Origin of the sequence: Magnetospirillum fulvum MGU-K5 (genome assembly GCF_000442515.1) — a bacterium.
GTDB classification, from domain to species: domain Bacteria; phylum Pseudomonadota; class Alphaproteobacteria; order Rhodospirillales; family Magnetospirillaceae; genus Phaeospirillum; species Phaeospirillum fulvum_B.
Genome location: NZ_AQPH01000007.1, coordinates 1 through 23,406, shown reverse-complemented (window position 1 = coordinate 23,406; position 23,406 = coordinate 1). Strand labels below are relative to the sequence as shown.

Annotated in this window: 22 protein-coding genes and 1 pseudogene; 10 read left to right on the top strand and 13 right to left on the bottom strand. The window is 65.8% G+C overall.

Annotated elements, in window-relative coordinates; translation table 11 throughout:
* Positions 1 to 2: 2 nt before the first annotated feature.
* A complete protein-coding gene (locus K678_RS03215) occupies positions 3 to 2,237 on the bottom strand; it encodes an NADP-dependent malic enzyme (RefSeq protein ID WP_414532619.1) in 2,235 nt (744 codons plus the stop codon).
* 119 nt (positions 2,238 to 2,356) lie between these two features.
* Positions 2,357 to 2,872 carry a hypothetical protein gene (locus K678_RS03210; RefSeq protein ID WP_021131023.1) on the bottom strand — a complete coding sequence of 172 codons (516 nt, stop codon included), beginning with the start codon at positions 2,870 to 2,872 and terminating at the stop codon, positions 2,357 to 2,359.
* A 173-nt stretch (positions 2,873 to 3,045) separates the two neighbouring features.
* On the opposite strand from K678_RS03210, the gene K678_RS03205 reads away from it, so the two are divergent.
* From K678_RS03205 to K678_RS03195, 3 genes are read left to right on the top strand one after another with little or no spacing between them, the layout of a single operon-like run.
* Complete coding sequence (locus tag K678_RS03205) at positions 3,046 to 3,651, top strand: glutathione S-transferase (protein WP_021131022.1); 606 nt, start codon at positions 3,046 to 3,048, stop codon at positions 3,649 to 3,651.
* Positions 3,648 to 4,076, top strand: a complete 429-nt coding sequence (locus tag K678_RS03200) for a cupin domain-containing protein (protein WP_021131021.1) — start codon at positions 3,648 to 3,650, stop codon at positions 4,074 to 4,076. Before K678_RS03205 ends, K678_RS03200 begins: the two co-directional genes overlap by 4 nt.
* Positions 4,073 to 4,750, top strand: coding sequence for an HAD-IA family hydrolase (locus K678_RS03195; protein ID WP_021131020.1), 678 nt, complete (start codon positions 4,073 to 4,075; stop codon positions 4,748 to 4,750). Before K678_RS03200 ends, K678_RS03195 begins: the two co-directional genes overlap by 4 nt.
* 99 nt (positions 4,751 to 4,849) lie before the next feature.
* On the opposite strand, the gene K678_RS03190 is transcribed toward K678_RS03195, so the two are convergent.
* From K678_RS03190 to K678_RS03165, 6 genes are all read right to left on the bottom strand, one after another.
* The gene (locus K678_RS03190) at positions 4,850 to 5,362 is read right to left on the bottom strand and encodes an Lrp/AsnC family transcriptional regulator (protein ID WP_021131019.1); all 513 of its coding nucleotides are present in this window, start codon (positions 5,360 to 5,362) and stop codon (positions 4,850 to 4,852) included.
* 109 nt (positions 5,363 to 5,471) lie between these two features.
* Positions 5,472 to 5,678, bottom strand: a complete 207-nt coding sequence (locus K678_RS03185; RefSeq protein ID WP_021131018.1) for a hypothetical protein — start codon at positions 5,676 to 5,678, stop codon at positions 5,472 to 5,474.
* 2 nt (positions 5,679 to 5,680) lie between these two features.
* Positions 5,681 to 6,385 carry a transcriptional repressor LexA gene (gene lexA, locus K678_RS03180; RefSeq protein ID WP_021131017.1) on the bottom strand — a complete coding sequence of 235 codons (705 nt, stop codon included), beginning with the start codon at positions 6,383 to 6,385 and terminating at the stop codon, positions 5,681 to 5,683.
* 123 nt (positions 6,386 to 6,508) lie between these two features.
* Positions 6,509 to 7,330 carry an indole-3-glycerol phosphate synthase TrpC gene (gene trpC, locus K678_RS03175; protein ID WP_021131016.1) on the bottom strand — a complete coding sequence of 274 codons (822 nt, stop codon included), beginning with the start codon at positions 7,328 to 7,330 and terminating at the stop codon, positions 6,509 to 6,511.
* Between the two features lie 4 nt (positions 7,331 to 7,334).
* Entirely contained in the window at positions 7,335 to 8,384 is a 1,050-nt protein-coding gene (gene trpD / locus K678_RS03170) for an anthranilate phosphoribosyltransferase (protein ID WP_021131015.1), read from the bottom strand.
* On the bottom strand, positions 8,384 to 8,995 hold the full coding sequence (locus K678_RS03165) for an anthranilate synthase component II (RefSeq protein ID WP_021131014.1): 612 nt from the start codon (positions 8,993 to 8,995) through the stop codon (positions 8,384 to 8,386). Before K678_RS03165 ends, trpD begins: the two co-directional genes overlap by 1 nt.
* Before the next feature lie 145 nt (positions 8,996 to 9,140).
* On the opposite strand from K678_RS03165, the gene K678_RS17550 reads away from it, so the two are divergent.
* On the top strand, positions 9,141 to 9,863 hold the full coding sequence (locus K678_RS17550; protein WP_021131013.1) for a YkgJ family cysteine cluster protein: 723 nt from the start codon (positions 9,141 to 9,143) through the stop codon (positions 9,861 to 9,863).
* A 131-nt stretch (positions 9,864 to 9,994) separates the two neighbouring features.
* On the opposite strand, the gene thiD is transcribed toward K678_RS17550, so the two are convergent.
* Positions 9,995 to 10,801 carry a bifunctional hydroxymethylpyrimidine kinase/phosphomethylpyrimidine kinase gene (thiD, locus tag K678_RS03155; RefSeq protein ID WP_021131012.1) on the bottom strand — a complete coding sequence of 269 codons (807 nt, stop codon included), beginning with the start codon at positions 10,799 to 10,801 and terminating at the stop codon, positions 9,995 to 9,997.
* Between the two features lie 223 nt (positions 10,802 to 11,024).
* Between thiD and K678_RS03150 the strand changes: the two genes are divergently transcribed.
* From K678_RS03150 to K678_RS03140, 3 genes are all read left to right on the top strand, one after another.
* Positions 11,025 to 12,164, top strand: a complete 1,140-nt coding sequence (locus K678_RS03150) for an ATP phosphoribosyltransferase regulatory subunit (RefSeq protein ID WP_021131011.1) — start codon at positions 11,025 to 11,027, stop codon at positions 12,162 to 12,164.
* Between the two features lie 16 nt (positions 12,165 to 12,180).
* Positions 12,181 to 13,470: an adenylosuccinate synthase gene (locus K678_RS03145; RefSeq protein ID WP_021131010.1), complete on the top strand. Its 1,290-nt coding sequence runs from the start codon at positions 12,181 to 12,183 to the stop codon at positions 13,468 to 13,470.
* Between the two features lie 63 nt (positions 13,471 to 13,533).
* Positions 13,534 to 15,603 carry a protein kinase family protein gene (locus K678_RS03140; protein WP_039851935.1) on the top strand — a complete coding sequence of 690 codons (2,070 nt, stop codon included), beginning with the start codon at positions 13,534 to 13,536 and terminating at the stop codon, positions 15,601 to 15,603.
* 57 nt (positions 15,604 to 15,660) lie between these two features.
* Here the strand turns inward: K678_RS03140 and K678_RS03135 are convergent, their stop codons facing one another.
* Entirely contained in the window at positions 15,661 to 16,494 is an 834-nt protein-coding gene (locus K678_RS03135; RefSeq protein ID WP_021131008.1) for an AsmA family protein, read from the bottom strand.
* 256 nt (positions 16,495 to 16,750) lie between these two features.
* On the opposite strand from K678_RS03135, the gene tilS reads away from it, so the two are divergent.
* From tilS to folP, 3 genes are read left to right on the top strand one after another with little or no spacing between them, the layout of a single operon-like run.
* Positions 16,751 to 17,989 carry a tRNA lysidine(34) synthetase TilS gene (gene tilS, locus K678_RS03130; protein WP_021131007.1) on the top strand — a complete coding sequence of 413 codons (1,239 nt, stop codon included), beginning with the start codon at positions 16,751 to 16,753 and terminating at the stop codon, positions 17,987 to 17,989.
* A complete protein-coding gene (gene ftsH, locus K678_RS03125; RefSeq protein ID WP_021131006.1) occupies positions 17,986 to 19,905 on the top strand; it encodes an ATP-dependent zinc metalloprotease FtsH in 1,920 nt (639 codons plus the stop codon). Before tilS ends, ftsH begins: the two co-directional genes overlap by 4 nt.
* A gap of 4 nt (positions 19,906 to 19,909) precedes the next feature.
* A complete protein-coding gene (gene folP, locus K678_RS03120; protein ID WP_039851934.1) occupies positions 19,910 to 21,076 on the top strand; it encodes a dihydropteroate synthase in 1,167 nt (388 codons plus the stop codon).
* Positions 21,077 to 21,306: 230 nt separating this feature from the next.
* Here folP and K678_RS03115 read toward each other — a convergent pair whose 3' ends face one another.
* The 3 genes and pseudogenes from K678_RS03115 to K678_RS18940 all read right to left on the bottom strand — a co-directional run.
* A complete protein-coding gene (locus K678_RS03115) occupies positions 21,307 to 21,882 on the bottom strand; it encodes a cytochrome b/b6 domain-containing protein (protein WP_021131004.1) in 576 nt (191 codons plus the stop codon).
* Positions 21,883 to 21,956: 74 nt separating this feature from the next.
* On the bottom strand, positions 21,957 to 22,586 hold the full coding sequence (locus K678_RS03110) for a LuxR C-terminal-related transcriptional regulator (RefSeq protein ID WP_021131003.1): 630 nt from the start codon (positions 22,584 to 22,586) through the stop codon (positions 21,957 to 21,959).
* Between the two features lie 228 nt (positions 22,587 to 22,814).
* Positions 22,815 to 23,406: pseudogene (locus K678_RS18940) on the bottom strand (hypothetical protein); the annotation flags it as partial.

The following is a 23,406-nucleotide window of genomic DNA, read 5'->3' as shown; positions in this document are numbered from 1 at the left end:
CCCTATTTCACCGTTTCACGCTTCAGGGCGTCGTGGCAGGCCAGCACCGCCATGGTAACGATGTCGTTGGCGCTGGCATCCATCGACGTGACCTGAATCGGCCGCGACAGACCGACCAGGATCGGACCGATCACCGGCACCGCCCCCAGCTTCTGCAACAGCTTCGAGCTGATCGTGGCCGAATAGAGACCGGGCATCACCAGCACGTTGGCCGGTTCCTTCAGCCGCGAGAACGGGTAGTGGCTGAGCAATTCGGGGTCGAGGGCGACGTCGGGGCTCATCTCGCCGTCATAGACGAAATCGACCTTGCGGGCGTCGAGGATATCGACCGCCTCGCGGACGCGCTCGGCCCGGTTGTTGCTGGGATTGCCGAAGGTCGAGTAGCTGATCATCGCGACGCGCGGCTCGTGGCCCATCTGGCGGGCCTTGTGCGCGGTCTGCACCGCGATATCGGCCAACTGAACCGGGGTCGGGCGTTCCAGCACGGTGGTATCGGCGACGAACACCACCCGTCCCTTGGCAACGAAGATCGTCATGCCGAACATCAATTCGCCCGGCGCGGGGTCGATCACCCGCTTGATCTCGTCGAACGCCTGCCAGTAATTGCGGGTCAGGCCGGTGACCATCGCGTCGGCATCGCCGGATTCGACCATCAGCGCGCCGAAGATGTTGCGCTCCTGGTTGACCAGACGCTGGGCGTCGCGATACAGCGCGCCCTTGCGCTGAAGGCGGCGGTACAGCAGGTCGGTATAGTCCTTGGTCCGCGGCGACAGACGGGCATTGACGATTTCAAGCGATTCGGCGGCGGGCAGGCCGATCGAGCGCATCGTCTCGCGGATGCGGTCCTCGCGCCCGATCAGGATCGGGTGGCCGAGACCGGCATTGCTGAAGGCGACGGCGGCGCGGATCTGCTTTTCCTCTTCGCCCTCGGCGAACACCACCCGTCTCGGATTGGCGCGAACCGCCTCGGTGATCGTCTGCATTCCGGCGGCGACCGGGTCGAGCCGGGCCGACAGGTCGCGGCTGTAGCCGGGCATGTCGATAATCGGGCGACGGGCAACGCCGCTATCCATCGCCGCCTTGGCGACGGCGGGGGGGACGGCGGAGATCAGGCGGGGATCGAACGGCACCGGGATGATGTAATCGGATCCGTAGCGGAGGCGGCGGCCGGAATAGGCGGCATCGACCTCGTCGGGCACATCCTCGCGGGCCAGGGCGGCGATCGCCTTGGCGGCGGCAACCTTCATCGCCTCGTTGATGGTCGAGGCGCGGACGTCAAGCGCGCCGCGGAAGATATAGGGAAAGCCCAACACGTTGTTGATCTGGTTGGGATAATCCGAGCGTCCGGTGGCGACGATCGCATCAGGGCACACCGCCTTGACCTCTTCCGGGGTGATTTCCGGATCGGGGTTGGCCATCGCGAAGATGATCGGGCGGGGGGCCATCGTCTTGATCATGTCCTGGGTCACCGCGCCCTTGACCGACAGGCCGAAGAACACGTCGGCACCTTCCAGGGCCTCGGCCAGGGTGCGGGCCGGGGTGTCGATGGCATGGGCCGACTTCCACTGGTTCATCCCCTCGGACCGGCCCTGATAGATCACCCCCTTGGTGTCGCACAGGGTCACGTTCTCGTGGCGGATGCCCAGGCTCTTGATCAGTTCAAGGCAGGCGATGCCCGCCGCGCCCGCGCCGTTCACCACCACCTTGGTTTCGGCCATGGTGCGGCCGGTCAGGTCCAGCGCGTTGATCAGGCCCGCCGACGAGATGATCGCGGTGCCGTGCTGATCGTCATGGAACACCGGAATCGGCATCAACTCGCGCAGGCGCTGCTCGATGATGAAGCATTCCGGGGCCTTGATGTCTTCAAGGTTGATGCCGCCGAAGCTGGGGGCCAGGTAGCGGACGCAATTGATGAACTCGTCGACATCGTGGGTATCGACCTCAAGGTCGATCGAATCGACATCGGCAAAGCGCTTGAACAGAACCGCCTTGCCTTCCATCACCGGCTTGCTGGCCAGCGCCCCAAGGTCGCCCAGGCCAAGAACGGCGGTGCCGTTCGAGATCACCGCGACCAGATTGCCCTTCGCGGTGTAATCGTAGGCCAGCGACGGGTCGCGGGCGATGTGCAGACAGGGAAAGGCGACGCCGGGGGAATAGGCGAGCGACAGATCGCGCTGGGTCGCCATCGGCTTGGTCGGAACGATCTCGATCTTGCCGGGGCGCCCCGAGGCGTGCATCAGCAGCGTATCGCGTTCCAGCGCGGAGGTGCCGGTGGTCTGCTCTTCGCTGGCGCTGGAGGTGTTAAAAGTCGTGCTCATTCTTGTTTTTGCTCCGTCAGGGGGGACTCAGCCGGAGGTCAGGCCGGAAGGGTACCGGATCGTTCGAACAGATGGACATTGGCCCCGCCCGCCGCGCGCAGCAGGTGGGAGGCGGATTCTTCTTCCTGGCTCGACTCGATGCCGACCCACAAGATGACGCTTCCGGCGGCAAGCGCGCGGGCGAAATCGGCGGAATCCGGCAGGGACGACACTTCGTCCAGGACTTCCTTGATCGCGGCCCCGCCGACACCGGCGGCGATCAGCCCGGCGATCGCGGCTCCGACCGGACCGGCGGCGATCGCGATCATTCCGGCGGCGACCAGCGGGCCTTCATACTTCAACTCGCCGACCAGGGCGACCAGACCGTCGCGCCACGAGCGTTCTCCGGTCTCGGCGACCTCAAGCGATTCATGCGAGGCCAGTACCGACAGGCGGTGTCGCTCGAACCCCGCGCGGATCAGGGCATCCACCGCCGACTCGAAATGGGCTCGGTCGGCAAAGGTGCCGACCACCTCGCGCAAGACAGCGGCGCGGGGGGATGTCGCGGTGGTCATGGTGGGGTCTCCTTAGAACGTCGTCGCCGGGCTGGCCTTCAAGCGGTGCCGATTGTGACCCATGCCGGGCACTGTGCCTAGGGCCTAAACTGATGACAGTTCAGATGGGGGCCTTGACACCCGGAGCGGGGCGGCCAAACCTGTATCTCCCCCTTTGGCCGAACGAGGCACCGATGAAGCTGCGCACCTCCGCCACCTCGCCTTATGCTCGCAAGGTCTGGATTGTCGCCTTTGAGACTGGGCTGGCCGACCGGATCGAGGCGGTTCCGACCAATGTCTGGGACCCCGCCACCGACGTCATTCACGACAATCCGCTGGGTAAGGTGCCCGCTTTGATCGCTGACGGGGGCGAGGCGATCTACGATTCGCCGGTGATCTGCGAATATCTCGATTCGCTTCATGACGGACAGAAGCTGGTTCCGCCCGCAGGTGGTGCCCGCTGGACGCAAAAGCGGCTGGAGGCGCTGGGCGACGGTATTCTCGACGCCCTGCTGGCAAAGCGGGTCGAGACGATGATGCGCCCCGAGGACAAGCGTTGGCCGGTCTGGATCGAACGGCAGGAGGCCGCCGCCGCGCGCGGGCTGGCCCAGTTGGAAGACGAGGTCGCCGGTTGGGGGGATACCTTCCTGATCGGCCAGATCGCGGTGGTCGCCGTGCTGGGCTATCTCGATTTCCGCTTCCCCGACCTGGACTGGCGCGCGCGCTATCCCGCCCTGGCGGCGTGGTATGCCGTGCTGTCGCAGCGCCCGTCGGTCGCGGCAACGGTTCCCGTCGCATGAGTTCGGCCGAAGAAATCATTGCCCGCCTGGGGCTGAAGCCTCATCCCGAAGGCGGTCATTATGCCGAAACGTGGCGGCACAGTCCCGATGCGCCCGACCAGCGCGGGGCTGGAACCGCGATTTTGTATCTGCTGCGCGAGGGTGAGCGGTCGCACTGGCATCGGATCGACGCCACCGAGATCTGGCATTTCCATGCCGGAGCGCCGTTGCGGCTGCGTCTGTCCGACGACGGCCGGGCCGAGCATTCGCTGATCCTCGGTCCCGATCTGGCCCAGGGCCACCTTCCCCAAGGCATCGTCGCTCCAGGCGTATGGCAGGCCGCTGTGCCGCTTGGGGCGTGGAGCCTGGTTGGCTGCACCGTTTCCCCCGCTTTCTCCTTCGCCGGTTTCGAACTGGCCCCACCGGACTGGAACCCCCCTTCATGAGCCTGGCTGCCCTGATCTTCGACGTTGACGGTACCCTCGCCGAAACCGAGGAAGTCCACCGCGACTCCTTCAATCATGCCTTTATCGAAAACGGTCTCGACTGGCATTGGGATCGTCCGCTGTACCGCGACCTGCTGAAGGTTGCGGGCGGACGCGAGCGTTTGCGGGCGTTTGCGCCCGATGTCTCCGATGAATTGGTCGCGACCCTGCATGCCGCCAAAACCGCCCATTACACCCGGATGGCGTCCGAAGGCGCGCTGTCGCTCCGGCCGGGAATCCTGCCGCTGATCGCGCAGGCTCGGGCCGAGGGGCTGAAGCTGGCGTTGGCCACCACCACCAGCCGCGCCAATATTGTCGCGCTGCTGGGGCCCAAGCGGTGCGACTGGTTCGATGTCGTCGTCAGCGGCGAGGATACCCCGAAGAAGAAGCCCGATCCCTCGGTCTATCACATGGTGCTGGATCGGTTGGGGGTCCCGGCGCGGCAATGTCTGGTGATCGAGGATTCCGCGCACGGGGTTCAGGCCGCCCGTACCGCCGGGTTGGACGTGGTGGTGACCGAAAGCGTCTATACCGGGGGCGATGATTTCACCGGGGCCTTGGCGGTCTATCCCGATCTCGGTTCGGTCGATCTCGACCGTCTGCGCCGGGTGAGGGCGGCCGCGCGGGGGAAGTAAGCGCGATCAGGACCGATCCGTCATGCCCATGTTGTCGGGCAGGGGCATGACGGAAGCGGTCGGGTTATACCGGCCAACCCTCGATTTGGCCGGTTGGTCTTACTCGTCCTCGGCGATCGGGTCGAAATCGCCAGGGGCGTCGAGTTCGATCGGCACGCCGGGCTGGACCTTGGCGCTGCGGATCGCCAGCGCGCTTTTGACGTGGCTGATATTGGGGGCGGCGGTCAGGCGGGTGGTCAGGAACCGCTGATAATCGTCCCAATCGTGGGCGACGATTTTCAGCAGGAAATCCATCTCGCCCGCCAGCATGTGGCATTCGCGCACTTCGGGCCAGGTGTTGGCGAGATCCTCAAACGCCTTCAGGTCGCTTTCGGCCTGAGAGCTGAGGCCGACATGGGCGAAAATCGTGACATTGTAGCCCAGCGCCGCCGGATCAATATCGGCGTGGTAGCCCCGGACATACCCCGCTTCTTCCAAGGCCCGCACCCGCCTTAAGCAGGGCGGGGCCGATATTCCTGATCGTCGCGCCAGTTCGACATTGGTCATCCGGCCGTCGGCTTGCAGATCGGCGAGAATTCGACGATCAATGCGGTCGAGCTTGACCCGCTGCATAAAGAAACTCCAAAACCCATGGGTGCGCGAAATTATATTACAAAAGGCCGCCCCAGCAAGCCCGAGTTTTGGTCTGCCCGTTCTTTTTGCAAAAAAATCAGTCAGCCTTCTAGGTGAGCACAATCTGATCGGCGGACCAGCGACGGATCAGTGGATTGCCGATATTACGCCATTCCTCGAACCGGCGACGGGCGTCGGCTTCGGCGGCTTTTCGATTGAAACGGCCGTGATAGGTTACGCGCATATCGGCACTGTCTCCCGTCGACGGCTGCCCGTCGACAGTGAAGCCGAAGCGCAGGGGACGACGGGAGGCCATGGTCAGTACCTCCGCAGCAGGCCGACTAATCGGCCCTGAACCTTGACCCGATCAGGGGGAAAGATTCGGGTCTCGTATTTCTTGTTGGCGGGTTCGAGTGCGATCGACGCCCCCTTGCGGCGCAGACGCTTCAAGGTCACCTCGACATCATCGACCAGCGCGACGACGATGGTTCCGGCATCGGCAATTTCGCAACTGCGCACCACCACGACGTCACCGTCAAGGATACCGGCATCAATCATCGAATCGCCCTCGACGGTCAGGGCGTAGTGATTGCCGTTGCCCAGCATCAGGCCGGGAACGTCGATGCTGCTGGAATGGTCGCGCAACGCCTCGATCGGGGTTCCGGCGGCGATCTTGCCGTAAAGCGGAAGGGTGATCGCGTCGGAGGGACCGGCCACCGCCGCGCCGGGCAGCACCTGCGAGAAGCTGCCCTTGATCACGGTCGGAGAGAACGCCCGCGTCGGCGGCGGCAAAGGCTGATCGGCGGCGTTGTCGGGCATCCGCAGCACCTCGAGGGCGCGGGCGCGGTGGGCGAGGCGGCGGATGAAGCCGCGTTCCTCCAGCCCGGTAATCAGACGGTGGATGCCCGATTTCGACTTCAGATCAAGCGCGTCCTTCATTTCGTCGAAGGACGGCGACACGCCGGTCGCGCGCAAGCGCTGGTCGATAAACATCAACAGTTCGTACTGCTTGCGGGTCAGCATGCCGGGCATCCTTTCGCAGCGGCCGAAGCCGGAACAAAGACCAAACGGTCCCGGTTTCGTTCTATCCCCGTTCTCTTTTTGCGTCAAGCAGGTTCTGCGCCCCCGGGCGGGGGCGTCAGGGCCTCAGGCCGACAGGGTTGCCCCGGCTCCGGCCAGCATCACCTTCAGCGCCTGCTCGACATCGGTGCGACGCATCAGCGCCTCGCCGATTAGGAAACGACGGACGCCCAGCGCGGCCATCCGCTTCAGGTCGCCTGGGCCTTCCAGCCCGCTTTCCGAGATCGCGATCTTGCCTTCGGGCAGCAGCGGCACCAGCCGTTCGCTGGTGGCGAGGTCGGTCTTCATGATCTTGAGGTCGCGGTTGTTGATGCCGATCAGCGGCGATTTCAGCTTTACCGCACGGGCCAGTTCGGCTTCGTCATGGACTTCGAGGATGACGTCCATGCCATAGCCAAGGGCGATCCCCTCCATCTGCTCCAGTTCGGTGTCGGTCAGGGCGGCGACGATCAGCAGAACGCAATCGGCTCCCAACGCCCGGGCCTCGACGATCTGATAGGGATCGACCATGAAATCCTTGCGCAGCACCGGCAGATCGCAGGCCGAGCGCGCCGCGCCGAGATCGGCGTCGCTGCCCTGGAAAAAGCGCTGGTCGGTTAACACCGACAGACAGGCGGCACCACCGCGTTGATAGGCGCGGGCCAACTGGGCGGGCTGGAAATTGGGGCGGATCACCCCGGCCGAGGGCGACGCCTTCTTGATCTCGGCGATGATGCCAAAGCCGATCTTGTCGATCTGGGTCTGCATCGACTGGGCAAAGCCGCGCGGCGGGGCCTGATCCTCGGCCCGCTTCAGCAATTCTTGAATGGTGCGGCGGCCTTTCAGCTCGGCCACCTGCTTGCGTTTCTCGCCACAGATGCGGTCCAGGACGGTCGGGGTATCGGACATGGTGTCAGGAATTCCGGTTGGAGATGGCGATCATGCGGTCGAGCGTGGTGATGGCGGCGCGGCTGTCGATGGCCTGTTCGGCCAGCCGGGCGGCGGCGGCAAGATCGGGGGCGTGCCCGGCCACCACCAAAGCGGCGGCGGCGTTCAGCACGACGATATCGCGATAGGGGCCGGGTTCACCCGCCAGCACCGCCCGCAACGCGGCAGCGTTGATTGCAGCATCGCCGCCTTTCAGATCGTCGGGCACGGCGCGGGCCAGCCCGGCCTGTTCCGGGGTCACGGTGAAGACCCGAACCGCGCCATCCTTGAACTCGGCAACGGTGGTGGGGCCGGTGGTGGTCAATTCGTCCAGCCCGTCCGATCCGTGGACGACCCAGGCATGGTCGGCACCGAGGCGGCCCAGCACATGGGCCAGCGGCTCGACCCAGCGTTCGGAGAACACGCCCATCACCTGACGGCGGGTGCCGGCGGGATTGGCCAGCGGCCCGAGCAGATTGAAGATGGTACGTGTCCCCAGCTCGACGCGGGGGCCGCCGACATGGCGCATCGCGTTGTGATGACGCGGTGCCATCAGGAAGCCGATATTGATGGTGTTGAGCGATTCCACCACCAGATCGATCTCGGCATCGATCTTGATCCCCAGCGCGGTCAGGACGTCGGCCGAGCCCGATTTCGACGACAGCGCGCGGTTGCCATGCTTGGCCACTGGCACGCCGCAGGCGGCGACGACGAACGCGGCGGCGGTCGAGATGTTATAGGTGCCCGACCCATCGCCGCCGGTGCCGCAGGTGTCGATCGCGCCGGGCGGAGCCTCGATATGCAGCGCCTTCGACCGCATGATGCGGGCGGCGCCGGTGATTTCCTCGACCGTTTCGCCCCGGACCCGGAGCGCCATCAGCAGGCCGCCGATCTGGGCCGGGGTGGCGTCACCCGACATGATGATCTCGAATACCGCCTCGGCTTCGGACTCCGACAGGGTCTGTCCCGCGCCCAGACGGCCCAGAACGTCCTTGATCGTGACGGGGGCGGCGGGAGGAATGGTCTGAATGCTCATCAGGCGGCGGCCCCGTCGAGGTGGGCGCGCCCCGGGCGGCCCGTGGTGGAATCGAGGAAATTGCGGATCATCTGGTGACCGTGTTCGGTCTCGATGCTTTCCGGGTGGAACTGCACCCCCCAGATCGGCAGTTCGCGGTGAGCCAGACCCATCACCAGACCGTCGTCGGTCCAGGCCGAGATGTGCAGGCAGTCGGGGAAGGTTTCGCGCTCGACCACCAGCGAGTGGTAGCGGGTGGCGCGGAACGGCGAGGGCAGACCGGCGAAAACCCCGGTGCCGTCATGGCTGACATCGCTGATCTTGCCGTGGAGCGGTTGAGGCGCGCGGATCACCTTGCCGCCGAAGGCCTGGCCGATCGATTGATGGCCGAGGCAGACCCCGAACAGCGGCACCCGCGCCGTGGCGGCGGCGGCGATCAGGTCGAGACAGATTCCGGCGCGGTCGGGATCGCACGGACCGGGCGAGATCACGATCCCCTGGGGCTGGAGCGCCAGGGCCTGATCGACGGTCAGCGCATCATTGCGCCGCACTTCGACATCGGCCCCCAACTCGCCCAGATAATGCCAAAGGTTGTAGGTGAAGCTATCGTAATTATCGATCAGCAGGAACATGGCCGGCACCCGCCCAGGTCAAGAGGTTTGGTGGGCCGGCCCACCCGGCGCGCGGCGGCACGAATCGGATCCGGTCCACTGATGAAATCCGTGGCGGCAGAATGCCGGGGCGGCCCCCCACCCGTCAAGCGGGACCGGCGGGGAAATGGCGAAGAAGCCTCCCCTTTGGTATAATCTGGCGATGGACCCGATCAATCCTGAGCGGCATTGGCTTGATGCTGCCCACCACCTTGCGCAAGAGATCGTTGCCGCCGCTTTGGCTGACGGCGTCGAGGCCGTGCTGGCCGCCGTTCCCGCCTGTCACCGCGCCGCCGACCGTCTGTGGGCAGAGCGTCGCGCCGCCGTTGACGGCGAGTCCGCCGCCTGCGCCGCCGGGTGCGGCTGGTGCTGCCATCAGCCGGTCGAGGTTTCGACCATCGAGGCGCTGGCGATCGCCGCCGATCTGCGCCATCGCCCGGATGCGGACGTTCTGCGCGAGCGGCTGGCCGCGTGGTCCGGCGGGCGGATCTGTCCGTTCCTGGCTGACGGAGCCTGCGCGATCTATCCGGTTCGGCCGCTGAAATGCCGGGGGCTCTATCAACCCGATCCACGCTGGTGCATGGCGACCTTCGCCAAGATCGACCCGCCCGAGGGCGGTCCGCCAATCCGCCACCGCGCCCTGAGCCTGCCGCGCCAGCTTTACGACGCGGTGGGGCAGGGGATGACCCGGCCGCTGTATCGGGTCGGGCTGGATTGTTCGGCGCTGGAGTTTGCTCCGGCGCTTAAAGCGGTGTTCGACCATCCCGATTCCGGTGCCGCCTGGGCGCGGGGCGAGGCTCCGTTCCCCGATCGGGTCCGCCTGCATGGCTGGGTCGAAGCGGCGGACTGACAACGCGGCGGGTCAGCGTGCGTCAGATTTTGGGACCGTCACCCCCGGGTTTGACCCGGGGGGCCATCTGGGTGGCCGGGTCAAGCCCGGCCACGACGGGCGAGCTGTTTCCCTTTAATCCCGAACGAATTCTAAAACGCCGCCACGGTGTGGCCGTGGTTGAGCGGGCCGTGGCCATGGCCGAGGCCGGGAGCGGTTTCGATGGCGCGGCGGACATAGGCGCGGCCGCGCTCGACCGAAGCGACGAGGTCCAGCCCCTGGGCCAGTCCGGTGGCGATCGCCGAGGCCAGGGTGCAACCGGTGCCGTGAGTCGATGTTCCGGGCAGCCGCCGCCCCGAGAACACCCGCACTCCATCGGCATCGGCCAGCAGGTCGATCAGATCGTCGCCGTCGAGATGGCCGCCTTTCAGCAGCACCGCCCGCGAGCCGAAGCGGAGCAGATCGCGGGCCGCGATCTCCATCGCTGCCGCATCGGGGATCGGGCGGCCCAGCAAAGCCTCGGCCTCGGGCAGATTGGGGGTCAGCACATGGGCGCGCGGCAGCAGGCGGCGGATCAGGGTATCGACCGCCGCCGGGTCGAGCAGGGCCGCGCCGCCCTTGGCGACCATCACCGGATCGAGCACCAGCGGAACGTCGGGGACGCGGTCGAGCGAATCGGCCACCGCCGCGATGATCTCGGCCGAAGCCAGCATCCCGGTCTTGATGCAATCGGCGCCGATATCGTCGATCACCAGATCGATCTGGCGGCGGACAAAGGCGGGCGGCACCGCTTCGACGGCAAAGACGCCCATCGTGTTCTGCGCCGTCAGCGCGGTGATGGCGCTGGCACCATAGCCGCCCAGGCAGGTGACGGTCTTCAGGTCGGCCTGAATCCCGGCTCCACCGCCGGAATCCGACCCGGCCACGATCAGCACCCGGCCGCTCTGGGACCCTGTCATCGTCAGCCCTCCGATCGCTCTATAAATATGAATCCCTCTCTGGGTACTTCATTTCCGCGCCCTTTGCCAGACGCGGCCCCGCGATCCCAGGGGCGGATTTGCCGTCCCCGCCGCATTTCCGTTTGCCGCGCCGGGGTAAACGCGGTACATCCGCTGTTACCCGACCGTCGGGTGACCGGGCGGCCCTGTCCGGCTGCCCCTGTTCCAGGTTGCGACACCGCCGATGACTGATTTTGCCCACCGGGCCCTGTTGCCCGCCGGCTTGCGTGACATGTTGTCTCCCGACGCCGCCCACGAGGCGGGCGTGGTCGAACGGCTGATGCGCCTGTTCGCCGCCCAGGGGTATGACCGGGTCAAGCCGCCGTTGATCGAGTTCGAGGAAAGCCTGCTCGACGGCCCCGCCGTCGCCGCCTCGGCCCAGACCTTCCGGGTGATGGACCCGCAGAGCCAGAAGATCATGGGGCTGCGCGCCGACATGACGCCGCAGGTTGCCCGTATCGCTACCACCCGGCTGACGAGCGCGCCCCGTCCGCTGCGCCTGTCCTATGCCGGGCAGGTGCTGCGGGTCAAAGGCAGCCAGTTGCGCGCCGATCGCCAGTTCGCCCAGGCCGGGATCGAACTGATCGGTTCGGACGCCGCCGCCGCCGATGCCGAGGTGCTGGTTCTGATCGGGGCCGCTTTGTCCGAACTGGGGGTCGAGGGGGTTACCGTCGATCTGTCGCTGCCGACCCTGGTCCCGGCTTTGTTTGCCGAACTGGGGCTGGACGGCGAGGTGGCCGACGCTCTCCGCGCTGCCCTTGATCATAAGGATTCCGCGACGGTCGCCGAAATCGGCGGGGCCGCCGCCGGGCTGCTTCAGTCGCTGATCGCCGCCGCCGGTCCGGTTGACCGCGCCCTGGCCGCGTTGCAGGCGTTGGCGTTGCCGCCCGCCGCCGCCGCCGAGCGCGAACGGCTGGCCGGGGTTGTCGCCCGCGTTCGCGCCGCTCTGCCCGATCTGCCCCTGACCGTCGATCCGGTCGAGAATCGGGGGTTCGAATATCATTGCGGCGTCGGCTTTACGCTGTATGCCCGCAATCTCGGGGCCGAACTGGGCCGGGGCGGCCGCTATCTCGCCGGTGGGATCGAACCCGCGGTGGGGGCCACCGTGTTCATGGATTCGGTGCTGGCGACGCTGCCCGCTCCCCGTGCTCCCGGACGGGTGTTCGTCCCGGCGGGCACAGCGCGGTCCAGGATTCAGCAATTGCATGACCAGGGATGGGTGACCGTCGCCGGGTTGGACGACGGCGCCGACGCGGCGGCCGAAGCGCACCGTTTGGGCTGTGGCCATCGGCTCGGCCCGGACGGACTTATCGACGTACTTTAGCAAGGCAGGGACAAGAATGGCGAACGTCGCAGTAGTCGGCGCCCAGTGGGGCGACGAGGGCAAGGGCAAGGTCGTCGACTGGCTGTCCGAGCGTGCCGACGTGGTGGTGCGGTTCCAGGGCGGCCATAATGCCGGGCATACCCTGGTCATCAACGGCATCACCTACAAGCTGTCGCTGCTGCCGTCGGGCGTGGTCCGGGGCAAGCTCAGCCTGATCGGCAACGGTGTCGTGATCGATCCGTGGGCGCTGCTCGACGAAATCGACCGGCTCAGCGCGCAGGGCGTCGTGATTACCCCCGACGTGCTGAAGATTGCCGAGAATGCCTGTCTGATCCTGCCGCTGCACGCGCAGATCGACCGGGCCCGCGAGGAAGCCAGCGGCGCGGCCAAGATCGGCACCACCGGGCGTGGCATCGGCCCCGCCTATGAGGACCGGGTCGGCCGTCGTGCCATCCGCGTCTGCGATCTGAATTGCCGTGCCACGCTGGAAGCCCGGATCGAGGGGCTGCTGCGTCACCACAACGCGCTGCTGCGCGGGCTAGGTGCCGCCGAGATCGACGGTCAGGAGCTGCTGGAGAAGCTGCTGGCGGTCGCGCCGCGCATTCTGCCGTTCGCCGACGTGGTGTGGCAGCGTCTTGACGAATTGCGCCACACCCGCAAGCGGGTGCTGTTCGAAGGTGCTCAGGGCGCGATGCTCGACGTCGATCACGGCACCTATCCCTTCGTCACCTCGTCCTCGACGGTGTCGGGCAATGCCGGAACCGGCTCGGGCGTTGGTCCGGGGCAGGTCGGCTATGTGCTGGGCATCTGCAAGGCCTACACCACCCGCGTCGGTGCCGGGCCGTTCCCGACCGAACTGTTCGACCCGATCGGCGAGCGGATCGGCGATCGCGGCCACGAATTCGGCACCGTCACCGGGCGTCGTCGCCGCTGTGGCTGGTTCGATGCGGTGCTGGTCCGTCAGGCGGTCAAGGTCGGCGGCATCGACGGCATCGCGCTGACCAAGCTTGACGTGCTGGACGGGTTCGAAGAACTGAAGATCTGCATCGGCTATCGCCTGGGCGACAAGGTGCTGCGTCATCTGCCCGCCTCGATGGCCGAGCAGCCGCTGGTCGAGCCGATCTACGAGACCCTGCCGGGCTGGAGCGAAAGCACCCGTGGTGCCCGGTCGTGGAAAGATCTGCCCGCCAGCGCGATCAAGTACATCCGCCGGATCGAGGAACTGATCGAAGCGCCTGTGGCGTTGCTCTCGACCAGCCCCGAGCGCGAGGACACCATCCTGGTCCAGGATCCCTTTTCGACCTGATTGCCGGGTGAGCCATCCCTCCATAAAGTGCTATAAGGAACCGATGACAATCGGGTGGGGGCGATGGCGGAAGCCGAAGAGGATGTCGATGTCGGAGAAGATCCGGCCCTTCAGGCCGAGGAAATCCGACCGGCTGGCCCACCTGGGTTGTTGCGCGATCGCTTTCTGATCCGCTCGACCCAGCCTCTGGTTGATTTGTCGACGCCCTCGGCGGACGCGTTTGCCGCCGAGGATAAGCGCGACCCCAACCGGCCGATGTATGCCCTGATCTGCAAGCCCGAGCTTCCGCCCCGCGTCACCGTGATGCGGGCGCTGAAGGGCGTCAGTTCGCCGGGGATGCAGCAACTGGTCGAATGGGGGGCGATGAACTGGCCCCCCGCCGGTCGCCGTTGCATGACGGTGGTCTATGAGCGCCCGGCCGGGCGGCGGATCATGACCTCGCTGCGGGGCGAGGTGAAACGCTTCGACGAATACGTGATCGCCAAGAAGGTGATCGAGCCGCTATCGAGCGCGATCCGCGAGATGACCTCGCGCGGGATCACCCATCGTGCCGTCCGCCCGACCAACCTGTTCGCGATGGACGCCAATGGCGAGCGGCTGGCCTTTGGCGATTGCGTTGCCGCGCCGCCCGGCTTCGACCAGCCGGTGCTGTTCGAGACGATCGAATCCGGGATGTGCAACCCGATCGCGCGTGGCAGCGGCACCTATGCCGATGATCTCTACTCGCTGGGGGTGACCGTTGCGATCCTGCTGATGGGACGCAATCCGGTCGCCAACCTGTCCGACGAAGCGATCTTGAGCGCCAAAATCCAATTGGGCAGCTACAACACCCTGATCGGCGACGAACGGCTGCCAATGGCGCTGATCGAAGTGTTGCGCGGCCTGCTGTGCGACGATGGCGACCAGCGCTGGACCGCCGAGGATCTTGACCTGTGGATGTCGGGGCGGCGGATGTCGCCGTTGCAGCCGCGCGGCGAAAAGCGTGCCGCCCGCGGTTTTCCCTTCATGGGCAAGGAATATTACAATTGCCGCGAATTATCGCAGGCAATGGCGAAGAATTGGGATCAGGCGATCCCGCCGGTGATCGAAGGCAAGCTGGAACTGTGGCTGCGCCGTGCGGTCGAAGACAAGGATAAGGCGGCGATTGTCGCCGAAATCGTCCGTCTCTCGCTCAACACGACGACCGACAAAAAGAGCGCCACCGATCTGATGCTGTGCAAGGTATTGATCGCACTCGATAAATCAGCGCCGATCCGCTACAAGGGCTTTTACGCGATGCCGGACGGCTTCGGTTCGGCACTGGCGGCGGTGGTGGCCAGCCGGGGCGATACCCGCCTGCTGACCGAGATGATCATCCGCGAAGTGCCGAAGCTGTGGTTCGAACTGCGCGGCGAGGATTATCAGCCCGACAATTCGCTGATGGAGTCGAATTTCCGCGAATTGCGCGGCTATCTGACCCAGACCGGAATGGGATTCGGTCTCGAACGCTGCCTGTACGAGATGAACGACGCCCTGCCGCTGCAAAGCGCGCTGATCGGCGAGGATTACGTCGTCGAGGTCAAGGAACTGCTTCCCGCGCTCAACCTCGCCGCCACCCGGCGCGGCGAAAGCAAGCAGCCGCCGATCGATCGCCATATCGCCGGATTTCTGGGGGCGCGGATGCGGTCGGACATCGATCGCAATCTGAACCTGTTCAGCGATCCCAACGAATCCGTGATGATGATGGCGGTGCTCAATCTGTACGCGGTGCTGCAATACCGGCTGGGGCCGGAAGCCCTGCCGGGGTTGGCGACGTGGATGGCGGTATCGTTAAAGCCGGTGATCGACGCCTATCACGGTCGCGACAAGCGCAAGGAACTGGAAAAGGAAATTCCCCGCATCGTCCGCAAGGGCTCGATCGTCGAACTCTACAACCTGCTGGAAAATCCCGAGGAGCGGGCCAAGGACGAGAAAGAGTTCCAGTGGGCCCAGGCGCAATATCACGCAGCCGAGGAAGAAGTCCGCCGTATCCAGTTCGAGGCCGAGGAACATGTGGTCGAAGCCGAGAAGATCGGCCGTCAGACGGCGGCGGTGACCGGAATCGTGATTGCAATGGTGGTGGCGACAATCGTCGTCGTTACCGCGGTGTTCTAAGCAGACTGCCGGACGCTGGAGATCCCCCGGGATCGTCCAGCGCCCAACCCGCCTTCTTTATTTGCCGAGCAGCCCTTTGAGAGCTTCGCCGGCCTGACCGGGCAGCGCCTTCAGCTTTTCAGCCGGAATCGCTTCCTTGATCTTCTCGCCGATGTCGCCCAGCAGGCCATCGGAATTGCCCGAAGATTTGATCGCCCCGCCGATCAGGGCGTCCAGCACCTTCTGACCGACCTGAACGGCGGTGGCTCCGCCCTCGGCCCGGCCGATATCGGTCAGGACGATATCGGCGATCTTGGCGTTTGCCGCCGTGGTGGGAGCGCCGGGAACGCTGGGGAGCCCGCCGAGGGCCAGATCGACCTCGCCCCCGGTGATCGCCAGACGGTCGATCACGACCTTTCTGTCCGATCCCTTGGCCGGTTCGGTCTTGGCGGCTTCGGTTTTCGCCGCTTCGCTCTGAACCGGCTGGTCGGCACCGGCCGCCGGTTTGGCCTGATCCGCGCCCGCGATATTGCGGCGCAGAACGTCGAGGTTGCTGCCGCTGGTGGGCGACACTTCGAGCGCGACCGCCGGGGTGGCGACCAGGATTTCAGAGATCACGATTGGATTGCGGTTCAGTGTGCCGGTGTCGAGCGTGACCGCGACTTCGCCGAACTTGATCGCCGGATTGGCGGAGAAACCGGGCGGGTTGGCGATTGTAAGGCCCTTGATCGCGGCCTTGCCCTCGGACAGACGGATCGCGACCGACCCGACCGAGACCTTGACCCCGGTGACCTGGGTTCCGACCCGTTCAATGACGGTTTTGACAATGCCGTCGATCGACGAGAACAGGTAGAACAACCCGCCGACGATCACCGCCAGCAGAACGCTGGCGCCGATGATGAGCTTGCGCATGAGGCTCCCTCGTGCTTGATGGGAAAGGCGAACAGTGTTGACCAGTCGCCCCAGCTTGTCGAGACATGGCGCGTGGAGGCGGCTATGCTGGAAGGATGGATGAAAACGCCATCTCCGACCAGGATTTTGCCGCATTGATGCTGTCGCTGGGGCCGTTCGAGCCTCGGCCGCGTCTTGCCGTCGCAGTATCCGGTGGGCCGGACAGTCTGGCTCTGACCTTGCTCGCCGCCGCGTGGGCAGCGGCACGGGGGGGAGTGTGGTCGCTCTCACCGTCGATCATCGCTTGCGCCCGGACTCGGCGGCCGAGGCGGCCAAGGTCGGTCAATGGCTGGCGGCGCGCGGGATCGCCCACCAGATTCTGGTCCGCGAGGGGGAGCGCCCCGCCGCCGATATCCAGGCGGTGGCCCGGGCGGCGCGGTACGATCTGCTCGGCCAATATTGCGCCGAAGCGGGCATCCTTCACCTTTTGCTGGCACATCACCGCGAGGATCAGGCCGAGACGCTGTTGCTGCGGCTGGGGCGGGGCTCGGGGCTGGACGGTCTGGCGGCGATGTCTCCTCAGAGGCCGACGCGGTGGGGGCAGAGTCTCCGCCCTCTGCTCGATATTCCCCGTGCCCGGCTGCGCGCCACCCTGATCGAACGCGGTCAATCCTGGGTCGATGATCCGTCCAACGCCGATCCGGCCTATGCCCGGGTGCGGCTGCGCCAGCTTGCCCCGACCCTGGCCGCCGAGGGGTTGAGTCCGGCCCGGCTGGCGGCGACGGCGGCGCGGCTGGGGCGGGCGCGGGCCAGTCTGGAGCGGGAGGTGGCGCGGGCGGCGGCACGGCTTGTCCAGTTGCATCCGGCCGGGTTCGCGGTACTGGCGGCGGAGGGGCTGGCGTCTCTGTCCGAGGAGGTGGCGTTGCGGCTGCTGGCCCGGCTGCTGGCCGTGGTCGGCGGCGAGCCTCTGCCGCCCCGTCTCGAACGATTGGAGCGGCTGGCCGCGACCTTGGCCGCTCCCGCCAGCGGTGGGGTGACCCTGGCCGGGTGTCGGATCGTCGCCGAACCGGGCGGCTGGGTCATCTGTCGCGAACCGGCGCGAGTGGCCGCGCCGGTCGCGCTTTGCCCCGGGGCTAAACTGGTGTGGGACCGCCGCTTTGTTGTCTCGCTTGCTCCCTCGGCCCCGTCCGGACTGCGGCTTGGTGCGCTGGGGCCGTCGCCCGGCCGCGATCTGGCCGAGCGGGCGCGCCGCCTTGCCATTCCCGCCTGTGCCCGGCCGACGATTCCCGCCCTGCGCGATCAGCAGGGTGTTTGCGCGGTGCCCCACCTCGTTTATAACCGAAAGGGCGCACGATACGGTGTCTGCGGACTGGAACCGGCCCCGGCGCAAAGCCTGACCGCAGCGGGGCTTAGGCTTGTGCCATTCGGTTCAAACCCCATATCCTGGGGGATGTCTTCGGCGTGCGATCCGGCTTCCGGCGCCGGTTGCGCCAAACCAGGAAGGACCCAACCTTGAATTTCAGCAAGAACCTGGCGTTGTGGGTCATCATCGCGGTGCTGCTGGTGATGCTCTTCAACCTCTTCCAGGCATCGTCGCCCCCGCGCGGGACCGGACAGGTCTCGTTCTCCGACTTCCTCACCGATGTCGAGCGCGGAAGCGTTGCCGACGTCACCATTCAGGGCAACACCCTGAACGGTCATTACGGCGATGGGCGGACGTTCTCGACCTATCTGCCGGACAATTCTCAGGTCGTCGATAAGCTGCGGGCCCAGAATGTGCGGATCACCGCGCAGCCTCCGGCAGAGAACACGCCGACGGTGTGGAGCCTGCTGGTGTCGTGGTTCCCGATGCTGCTGCTGGTCGCGGTGTGGATTTTCTTCATGCGCCAGATGCAATCGGGCGGCGGTAAGGCGATGGGATTCGGCAAAAGCCGCGCCCGCCTGCTGACCGAGAAGACCGGACGGGTCACCTTCGAAGACGTCGCGGGAATCGACGAGGCCAAGCAGGAGCTTGAGGAAATCGTCGAATTCCTCAAGGACCCGCAGAAGTTCCAGCGCCTGGGTGGCAAGATTCCCAAGGGCTGCCTGCTGGTCGGCCCGCCCGGTACGGGTAAGACCCTGCTGGCCCGCGCCATCGCCGGTGAAGCCAACGTTCCGTTCTTCACCATTTCCGGCTCGGATTTCGTCGAGATGTTCGTCGGTGTCGGTGCGTCCCGCGTCCGCGACATGTTCGAACAGGGCAAGAAGAACGCGCCGTGCATCATCTTCATCGACGAAATCGATGCGGTCGGCCGTCATCGCGGTGCCGGCCTTGGCGGCGGCAATGACGAGCGCGAGCAGACCCTCAACCAGTTGCTGGTCGAGATGGACGGCTTCGAATCCAACGAAGGCGTGATCCTGATCGCCGCGACCAACCGTCCCGACGTGCTCGATCCCGCCTTGCTGCGTCCCGGCCGCTTTGACCGTCAGGTCGTGGTGCCCAATCCCGATATCGCCGGGCGCGAAAAGATCATCCGGGTCCATATGCGCAAGGTTCCGCTGTCGCCTGACGTCGATGCCCGGATCATTGCCCGTGGGACTCCCGGTTTCTCTGGTGCCGATCTCGCCAATCTGGTCAACGAAGCGGCGTTGCTCGCCGCCCGCGCCGGGAAGCGGGTGGTCGGCATGGTCGATTTCGAAGCGGCCAAGGACAAGGTGATGATGGGGGCCGAGCGTCGCTCGATGGTGATGAGCGAGGACGAGAAGAAGCTCACCGCCTATCACGAAGCCGGGCACGCTTTGGTGATGATGCATGTGTTGGGGCACGAGCCGCTGCACAAGGTCACCATCATTCCGCGCGGCCGGGCGTTGGGTCTGACGATGTCCTTGCCGGAACGCGACCGTTATTCTCTGTCGCTGCGCCAGATCAAGTCGATGATCGCCTCGTTCTTCGGCGGCCGTGTTGCCGAGGAAATGATCTTCGGTCTCGATGCGGTGACCACCGGCGCTTCGAACGACATCCAGCGTGCGACCGAACTGGCCCGCAAGCTGGTGACCGAATACGGTTTCTCGGAAAAGCTGGGGCCGCTCCGTTATAACGAGAACCAGGAAGAAATCTTCCTCGGCCACTCGGTTACCCAGACCAAGAATATCTCGGAGACCACCGCGACCATGATCGATTCCGAGGTTCGTCGCTTTGTCGAGGAGGGTGAGACCACCGCCCGCGAAATCCTCGCCAAGTATCGGGCCGATCTTGAGACGATCGCCCGGGGCCTGCTGGAATACGAGACCTTGTCCAAGGATGATATCGACACTCTGATCAAGGGCGATCCGATCATCCGTCCCGACGGCACCGAATATCACCCGCGCGACGTGCCGCGTCGCTCGTCGGTGCCGACCTCGGGTCCCACGGCTGGTCGGGGCTTTGGTCCCGAGCCCGAGCCGCGGGCCTGATCCGGTGGCGACCGTTACCCCGGTCGCATCCGCCTTCCACCGAAGCCCCGCTCTCCCGCGGGGCTTCGCGCTGGAGGGGGTCGATCTTGCCCGCTCGCTCTATCTTCTTCCCACTGCCATCGTCGGGGGCGAGCAGGCCGCCGCCGCGGTGATCGCCGGTCACGGCTGGCCGATCGGTGATGGAGCCCTGGCTTTTACCGCCGTCGCGGTGATCCTGCGCCGCCCCGAAGGCGGGGCCGATCTGGCGGTTGCCCCCTTTGCCGAACTGGTGGGCTGGGCCGAGCGCGAGCATCCCGACCTGTGCCGTCATGTCTCGGATTGTCTGCATCGGATCGGCCGCCGTCGTCCCGCCTGGGGCGGCGTGGCGATGGATGCCCCGTCGGTGATGGGGATCGTCAACGTTACTCCCGACAGCTTTTCCGACGGGGGCGAGGCGTTCGGCACCGAACCGGCCATCGCCCGCGCCCTGGCTCTGGTCGAGGCCGGAGCGACGATCATTGATGTTGGTGGAGAATCCACCCGTCCCGGGGCCGATCCGGTCTCGCCCGAGGACGAGGAAGGCCGGGTGGTGCCGGTGGTCCGCGCCCTGGCCGAACGCGGTATCGTCGTCTCGATTGATACCCGCCATGCCCGGGTGATGGGGGCAGCCGTTGCCGCCGGGGCCCGCATTATCAACGACGTCACCGGACTGGCGGGTGATCCCCAATCGCTCGTCGTTGCCGCCGCCAGCGGGGCGGCGGTCTGTCTGATGCATATGCTGGGCGACGATCCCCGTACGATGCAGGCCGATCCGCGTTACGCCTGCGCGCCCCTCGATATGCTCGACCAGATGGAAGAGCGGATCGCGGCGGCGGAGCGGGCCGGGATCGAGCGCGCCCGTCTTTGCGTCGATCCCGGGATCGGCTTTGGCAAGACAGCCGAGCACAACGCCCAGATTCTGGGGTCGCTGGCTCTGCTCCATCGGTTCGGCTGCCCGGTTCTGCTGGGCGTGTCGCGCAAAAGCTTTGTCGCCCATCTAAGCCAAGGCGAGCCGCCGCGCCAGCGTCTGCCTGGCACGCTGGCCGCCAATCTGGCTGGTCTTGATGCCGGGGTCCAGATTCTGCGCGTCCACGACGTCGCCGAAACGGTTCAGGCGGTGCGGATCTGGCAGGCGATGCGGGCGGGAGCCTGAGCGATCATAAAGACTCACCCTTGCGGGGCTGCCGCCCCGGCCCGGCTTGGAGGATTCCCTCCAAACCTCCCAATGATTGATTCCGGAAAATGAAGGAGGTCTGGAGCACCGCTCCAGATGGGTTCGGGCGATAGCCCGATAACCGGCAGATCGAGGGTTGGGATGTTTGAAGAGCCAGCCCATAAAAAAAGCGCGGGCGAAACGCCCGCGCTTGTCCCGAGCCGTCAGGCTCAGTCTTCCTTGTGGCGGAACATCTGGGTGATCAACGGCTGCCCATAGATCTGGTGCAGCACCGCCGCGCCGACATGGACGATCAGGAAGGTCCACAGCACCGAAGCGAGCAGTTCGTGCAGTTCCTTGGCCAGCCAGCCAAAGGCGCTGATCTGTCCGTTCGGATACAGGCTGAAATAGATGATGAAGCCGGTGAAGGCCAGCGCGCTGGCGACGATCAGGCCGATCCCCTGGATTGCGCCGGGGAGCGGGGTGGGGACGTCGGATTCGGGAATCTTGCGCTCTTTGGCGGCCTGGATGTACAGGCGGGCGTCGGCGATCACGGCGTCGATCCCGGCCTTCGTCGTCCACGGGAACAGGTAATGCGGGGTCGCGCGGTATTTCGGCAGCGACTTGACCCAGTGCACCACCAGCAGCACGCCCACGGCGAGGCCCGCCCACGAGTGGAGGGTGAACAGCCAGTTGCCGGTATAGCCGGGCTTGGGATGGCTCATCACCAGACTGAGCAGAATTTGCAGGATGATCCCGGCCGCCAGGAAGCGGTGCAGGGTTCGGGTTGTTTTGTCATAGGTCATCGGCGTGTCTCCATTGGCAGATTGCCACCCGAGATGAACCGGAACGACGCGGTCGGCCCCCCGGCCGACCGGGGTCAGCGCGGCTCGCGCCCTTTGAGGAAGAAAGCGACGGCCTGGGCGCGGTTGCCGACCGCAAGCTTGTCGTAGAGGTTTTTCAGGTGGAATTTGACGGTATTGAGCGAGATGTCGAGCTGAGTCGCCATCTGTTGATTGGTCAGGCCACCGGCCAGGGCAGCCAGCAATTCCCGCTCGCGCGGGGTCAGGCCGGCCAGCGGATCGCTGGCCAGACTGGCGACGTCGATGAACGGAAACACCATCCGTCCCGTCGCCACCGCCAGGATGGTATCGACCAATTGTTCGGGCGGTTCGCGCTTCGAACAGAAGCCCGCAGCGCCCAGCGTCATCGCCTGACGGGGAACGTCGGGATTGGCGCTGCCGGTATAGACGATCAGACGGGGGGCGTCGGTGCGGCCGCGCAACGATTGCAGCACGCCGCGACCGTCAACCACGGGCATTTCCCAACCGATCACGCCGACCCGAAAGGCGGTCTTGTCGAGCAGTTCGAGGAAACGTTGCCCGTCATTGGCAACCCCGGCAATGGTGAATCGCTCGTCACCGCCCAGTAATTTCACCAGACTGCTTTGCAGCAGCGGGTTCTTTTCGGCAATGACAACAGCGATCGGTCGGCTCTGAGGACCAGGCATGGACAACACTATCTCCCGCGGGTCGTTCTTTCCCTACCCTATTGGGCCGTATTGATAACGCCAAACCTGTATTTCTCAAAGGGTCAAAGCGACACAGGCCGGGGAGGGACCGCTGGATATGGTAGCTTTTCGTCCGAGGTCGCCCGAATCACAGCCATCGGACATAAAATCGGGGGATGGTAATCCATCCCCCGGTTTGGGCGAAAAGGATTGGAGGGGCGCGTTTGCTCAGGCCTGCTCGGCCCACCGCGAAACATCGACCCGACCGGGGTCGGCCGGACGGACCGGACCCGGCTGCGCCGCCGGAACCGGGCTGGCGACGACCTGATTGGGTTCGAGACTCTTGACCGGAGCGGCAGCGACGACAGGGGCGGGGGCAACCGCCTTGACCGGAGCGGCGACGACGGGAGCAGGCTCGACCGCCTTGGCCGGGGTGGCGACAATTGCGGCTGTCTCGGGGCTCTTGACCGGGGCGGCGGCGGGCGGCTCACTCTTCGGCTGGGTCGGGGTCGTTTCGATTCGCATCATCGCCGGGGTGGCGGTGTCGCCCAGGGCCACATTCTGCACCAGCGCGTCGGTGGTCGGCGAGGCATCGGCATGGCCGGCGCTGTGCGACGCGGGCTGCGACAACATGCTGCGGCCGGTTCCCGACGTGCCAGGACGATAGACGAAGCCCTGGGTCAGATAAACCTTGGTGCCCAATTCGCCGATCGGGCGATAGAACACGCGAACCTGTGACCAGTCATTGTTGGGGGAAACGTCGATAACGGGAACGGAATGGGTAACCTTGCCGCGTCCGGCGCTGCGATTGGGGGCCCAA